This is a genomic window from Flavobacterium bomense (assembly GCF_003970355.1).
This window is the reverse complement of sequence record NZ_RYDJ01000050.1, coordinates 1,533-1,912: the sequence shown is the minus strand read 5'-3', so window position 1 is coordinate 1,912 and position 380 is coordinate 1,533. Positions and strand designations below refer to the sequence as shown.

The following is a 380-nucleotide window of genomic DNA, read 5'->3' as shown; positions in this document are numbered from 1 at the left end:
AAGATATTATCTTGAAAGACAATGAAACTGGAACTGAAACTAATTTAAAAAATGGCGGATACACATTTAGTGCGCCAACTGGAGCAACAAATTCAAGATTTTCATTAAAATACCAAAAAACGTTAGGAACCAACACTGTAGTTTTTGACGAAAATAGTTTAGTAGTTTTCAAAAAAAATGGAAACATCAACATCAAATCAAATGGAACTTTTATTGACAATGTAAAATTGTATGATATAAGAGGGCGTTTATTATTCGAAAAAACAAAAGTTAATGCAAATGAAACGAGTATTGAAAGTTTAAAATATGCGAACCAAGTTTTAATTGTTCAAATCACATCCAACGATAATAAAGTAATAAACAAGAAAGTAGCCAATTAA

1 protein-coding gene is annotated in these 380 nt (G+C 28.2%); it reads left to right on the top strand.

The genetic code is table 11. From position 1 onward, the window contains the following. On the top strand, positions 1-380 hold a 380-nt coding region (locus EKL98_RS15430), incomplete at its 5' end, for a T9SS sorting signal type C domain-containing protein (protein WP_126563092.1).